The 5,337-nt window shown below is 64.5% G+C and carries 3 protein-coding genes; all 3 read left to right on the top strand.

Going from position 1 to position 5,337, the window contains the following annotated elements; genetic code table 11:
• Positions 1-356: 356 nt before the first annotated feature.
• From ACK42S_RS15450 to wecB, 3 genes are read left to right on the top strand one after another with little or no spacing between them, the layout of a single operon-like run.
• A complete protein-coding gene (locus ACK42S_RS15450) occupies positions 357-2,006 on the top strand; it encodes a hypothetical protein (RefSeq protein WP_409709507.1) in 1,650 nt (549 codons plus the stop codon).
• Complete coding sequence (locus tag ACK42S_RS15445) at positions 2,003-4,144, top strand: hypothetical protein (protein WP_409709504.1); 2,142 nt, start codon at positions 2,003-2,005, stop codon at positions 4,142-4,144. Before ACK42S_RS15450 ends, ACK42S_RS15445 begins: the two co-directional genes overlap by 4 nt.
• Complete coding sequence (wecB, locus tag ACK42S_RS15440; protein WP_409709501.1) at positions 4,141-5,262, top strand: non-hydrolyzing UDP-N-acetylglucosamine 2-epimerase; 1,122 nt, start codon at positions 4,141-4,143, stop codon at positions 5,260-5,262. The genes ACK42S_RS15445 and wecB overlap by 4 nt, the downstream gene beginning before the upstream one ends.
• Positions 5,263-5,337 lie beyond the last annotated feature (75 nt).

Genomic DNA, 5,337 nt, shown 5'->3' with positions numbered 1-5,337 from the left:
AATCACCACATCCCCCAGAAAGCCCTGGGACATGTCCCGCCCATCGAGGCCATGAAAAGATGGTACAAAGAAAAACCGGAACTTTTCATAAAAGTGCCACGTAATCGTCCGGGACCTGACATGGTACAAAGAAAAACCGGAACTTTTCATAAAAGTGCCACGTAATCGTCCGGGACCTGACAGCTATGAACAAGATTGCCATCGTGGGTCACCGTGCGTCTGGCTACCAGGAAGTCGAGACCCTGCTTCACCAGTGCGGCATGCAGCGGGCGCGGCCCTCCAGAAGAGAAGGCCTGCTGCCACAGGATGTGACGGCGACTTTGTGCAAGGTCCACAATCTCCCGCCCGTCGATACCGTGACCGACGAGGACAGCGTGGTCCAAGTCCAAGCCGGCCCCGTGTGGCACGGAATGGCCCTGGACCTGATGCTCGGCAACCTCGATCAACCCCTGTGGGGCTGGGCTGATCCGCAGAACCTATACACCCTTGACTACTGGAAGGAGCTTGACCCCAAGCTCACTTTCGTGCTGGTGTATGACGAGCCGCACCGCGTGCTGACAGAGGCGGCCCGTGTCGACGGAGAGCTTTCTCCGCCGAACAACGTACAACGCATGCTCGACAACTGGGTGGCGTACAACGGAGCCTTGTTGCGCTTTTACCTGCGTCACCAGGATCGTTGCCTGCTCGTCCATTCGCAGCAGGTTCGCCGAGCGGTGGACAGCTATCTCCAGCAACTTCAGCCCTTGCTCGACACTCCGCTGCTGCGCGCCCCGGAAGCGGAGCCCGTTGCCGTGCCCGCGGCTGTGGGTGTCGACGGCCTTCATGGCGACACACTGCCGACGCAGGCTCCCGTTGCGTTACCCGTCGAACTGGAATCTGCCCTGGCGGTGGCCGGCATCGAGCCTCGCAAGGCGCTGGACGTCTTTAACGCAACAGCCGCAGAGGAGTATGTGGTCGATGCCGTGCTGGCCAGTCACCCGGCAGCGTTGCAGCTTTACGCCGAACTGCAATCCGCTGCCAATCTGCCAATGGGGGGGGCGGCACGCGCCAAAGGCGACCCCGCTGCAGCATGGCAGGCGCTGGTCCAGCAGCGGACTTTCGTCACAGGTTGGGTGTCTGAGCTGCATGCCGAGTACCGCCGTGTGCGTGAGGAGCTGGCCGAGTCGTTCGAGCGGGTCGCGCAACTGACGAACGAACTCGTAGAGAGGGATCGCCGTCTCCAGGAACACGTGCGGAAGAACGAAGTGCTGACGGTCCACCTGGGTGAGGCGCAGGAGGAGGCGCGGCAACAGCAGCTGCGCCAGCAGCAGCTGGAGCAGCGTGTGGTCGAACAGGAGCGCGAAGCTCAGCGGCAGATTGAGCTGTTGGCCCGGCAATCGGACGAGGCGAAAGCCCAGCTGGAGGCTGCCCGGGCCGAGCACGCCAGATTGGAAGAAGAGCTGAAGGCGATGCGCGCCCAGGCAGAGGCCGATCTCATGGCCGCCAAGGCGAAAGCCGACGCCGAAGCCAAGGCCGCTGCCGACCGGGCGCAGGAGCTTGGCGAAGAGAACGAGCTGCTGCTGAATCAGTTGCACCAAGTGCAGGAAGAGCTGGAGCGCTACTACCTCGAGAACCAGCGCCTGAAGCAGAAACTGGCGCCGCCCAAGCCCCCCGGGCCCTATGGGGCGGCCGACCGCATCAAGCGCCAGCTCAGCTACCGCCTGGGTGCGGTGATGATCGAGCGCTCCCGCTCGGTGGGCGGCTGGCTCAGCATGCCCTGGGCCTTGGCGGCCGAGGTGCGGGCCTTCCGCCAGGAGGCGGCTGCCCGACCGGCCAAGAAGCTGCCGCCCATCCACACCTACCGCGACGCTCACGAAGCCGAGCGCGTGAAGCAACACCTGTCCTACCGGCTGGGCAGCACAATGCTCCAGTACGGCAAGTCACCCCTGGGCTGGCTGAAGCTGCCCTTTGCCTTGCAGCGCCAGGTGCGTGAGTTCCGCCTGCAGCGCAAGAGGAACGAAAAATGACCCCCACCTCCGAGGGAGGAGTTCAAGCACTGCCCTGGCCGGCCTGGCTGGACGTGCTGAGCGCCGTCTTTCCGCCACGCGGCACCGTCGTGGTGGGCGCGGGCGCGGGCAACGGGCCCTGGGTGCAATGGCTGCGTAGCCGCCGGGCCAGCCCCGTGTGGCTGGTGGAAGGCGACGAAGCCCAGTATCAACACCTGCTGCGCCACCTGCCCGAGGGGTGCGACTGGACGCCCCGCCGCGAAGTGGTGGCGTCGGCCCCGGCCCCCACCCTCTTCTACCGCGCCAGCAACCCGGCTGAGAACGGCCTGAGCCCCCCCGAGCGCCTGCGCACCCTGTGGCCGCACCTTGCCGAGGAAGGCGTCGTCGAGGTGGAGGCCCCCGTCACGCTGGAAGCCCTGCTGGCCGAAGCCGGCGATGAAGCCAACTGGCTGGTGCTGGACTGCCTTCCCGCCGCACAGCTTTTGCAAGGCGGCGCTGCGCGGCTGGGCCAGCTCGACGTGGCCCTTGTGCGTGTGGCCGCGGGAGAGAACGCCGGCTTGGACCGGGCTGCCCGTCATGACGCGGTGGACGAGCTGCTGGCAACCGCGGGGCTCGTCTGCGTGCACACGCGCACCGAGCGGCACCCGGCCCTGGCCCATGCGCTTTACGTGCGTGAGCCGGCCGGCCTGCGAGCCCAACTGGCCCAAGCCCGCTCGCAAGCGGCCATAGACCAACAGAAGCTCGACGAGCTCACCCACTCGCTGCACGGGGCACGGCAGGCGCTGGAGGAGGCCAAGGACGCACTCGCGCGAGCGATCGTTGCACACAAGGAAGAACGCCAGTCGTTGGCAGCCCGCATCTGCGAACTGGAGGAAGCCCTGCGAGCCAAGCAGGCGACGGCTCGGACAGCTGAAGTGCAGGGCCTCTTCTCGGTGTCGGCCCGTGTGGCTCATGTACCCATTCAGTTGCGGATGAACACCCTTCATCCTGAATGGATCAAGGTCGGTGAAGAGGTTGTCGAGTATGCATCCGAAAAGAACGCTCCGTTGTACCTACTCGGAAACGAACACGGCAACTTCAATCGGCCGCCGAAAGTGTCCCAGTTGCCAGTGGACCCCGAAGTCGATTACGTGCTTTCCGGGCGCGTCGGACATGCGGGCGAGAGCAAACCTCAGATCTACCTGTTCCAGTACGACGCCGACCGCAAGCTCGAAGCACTGTCCACACCGGTAGACGGGTCTGGGAGGTTTCGCCTGGGATTCAGGACGCTCCCGCAGGCTCAGTCCGTGGTGGTCGGTCTGAGAGTGGCAGGGACCGGCACGATCAAGTTGGCCGACACGACGCTGCGCCTGGTGGAAGACGCCAGGGCGGCAGGCGCCGAGAAGGTCGAGCGCAGGTTGGAGGACATCGAAAGACAACACAGACATGATCTCGACAATGCCGTGCGGCAGATCGAATCGTTCGTGCGGCTGCAGCACTACATGGGACATGAAACGCTTGTCCCTGAGGTTCACAACTGGCCGGTCAGTCCCGACTTCGGCGTGCTGCTCATCGAGCTGACCGAGGCGAATGCCTACGACGCCGTGATCGAGTTTGGATCCGGCACATCCACGCTCATCCTCGCGAAGGCTCTTGAACGCGTGGCCCGCAGGCAGCAGCGCTCGCCGTCGCCCTTGCTCAGTTTCGATCACCTCGAGGAATACCAGCGCAAATCTCAGCGGGGTCTGGAGCAGGCTGGGTTGACCTCGCATGCGCAGGTTGAACTTGCGCCCTTGGAGCCCTGGAAGAGCGACGCTGGCGCCGACTTCGACTACTACGCGTGTGACCAAGCCCTGCGGGCGCTCAAAGACCGGATCGGGGAGGGCAGCCCGCGCATCCTTGTGGTGGTCGACGGCCCTCCTGCCAGCACGGGCCCACGGGCCCGATATCCGGCCTTGCCCAAGGTGATGCAGGCGTTGGGGCCAGCGTGCGGCTTTCATTTCCTGATGGACGACTACCTGCGACCTGACGAGCAGGAAATCGTCAAAGCATGGGAGACAGAGCTGTCCGAAGCGGGGGTGACATTCAGGCGCACGGAGTTCAATCGACTTGAAAAGAAGGCATGTCTGCTGGAGGTGGACCCAGCCGGCGTGCTGCACGACGACAGCGGAAGTGAATGAAAGTTCTGACCGTATTCGGCACACGGCCCGAGGCCATCAAGATGGCCCCTGTGGTCAAGGCCTTGGCGAGCGATTCTGCGTTCGACGCCAAGGTCTGCGTCACTGCCCAGCACCGGCAAATGCTCGACCAGGTGCTCGACATCTTCGACATCCGCCCGGACTTCGACCTCAACCTCATGAAGCCGGGGCAAGACCTCAGCGACATCACCAGCAACGTGCTGCTGGGCATGCGCGAGGTCTATACGCAGTGGATGCCGGACATCATCCTGGTTCATGGCGACACCACCACCACCCTGGCTGCCAGCTTGTCGGCCTACTACGCCCGCGTCAAGGTGGGCCATGTGGAAGCCGGCCTGCGCACTTACAACAAGTATTCGCCCTGGCCGGAGGAAATGAACCGGCGGCTCGCAGGAGCGGTGGCTGACATCCACTTTGCCCCCACCGAGCGCTCGCGTGCCAACCTGCTCGCCGAAGGCGTGGCTGGCCACAGCATCCACGTGACCGGGAACACCGTCATCGACGCCTTGCTCGACGTGGCGCAGCGGGTGCGCACGGACACCGCGCTGCGCACTCGCTTCGAGTCGCGTTTTGACTTCCTGGATGCGTCCAAGCGCCTGATCCTCGTCACCGGCCACCGGCGCGAGAACTTCGGCGCCGGCTTCGAGGCCATCTGCCACGCACTGGCGGACATCGCGGCGCGGGGCGACGTGCAAGTCGTCTATCCGGTGCACCTCAACCCGAACGTGCAGGAACCGGTACGGCGCATCCTTGCCGGCCAGAACGATGTGATCCTGCTTGAACCTCAGGACTATCTGCCCTTCGTTTACCTGATGGACTGCGCGAGCCTGCTCATCACCGATTCCGGCGGCGTGCAGGAAGAAGCGCCCTCGCTGGGCAAGCCCGTGCTCGTGATGCGCGACACCACCGAGCGGCCCGAAGCGGTGGATGCAGGCACCGTGAAACTCGTGGGCACCGACCGGGCCGCCATCGTGCGCGAGGCCAACCGTCTGCTGGACGATGCGGCCGCCTACGAAACGATGGCAAGGGCGCACAACCCTTATGGCGACGGGCTCGCGGCCGGGCGCATCCGGGACATTCTCAAGCAGCAGATTCGTTAATTTCAGTGGAGAGTTGAGAGTTGTTCGACACCATTTCCATGATCGGCCTGGGCTACATCGGCCTGCCCACCGCCA

It is taken from the genome of Caldimonas sp. (assembly GCF_046289365.1).
Taxonomy (GTDB): Bacteria; Pseudomonadota; Gammaproteobacteria; order Burkholderiales; family Burkholderiaceae_C; genus Caldimonas.
The sequence above is the reverse complement of the archived record's forward strand: the minus strand, read 5'-3'. Positions and strand labels throughout refer to the sequence as shown.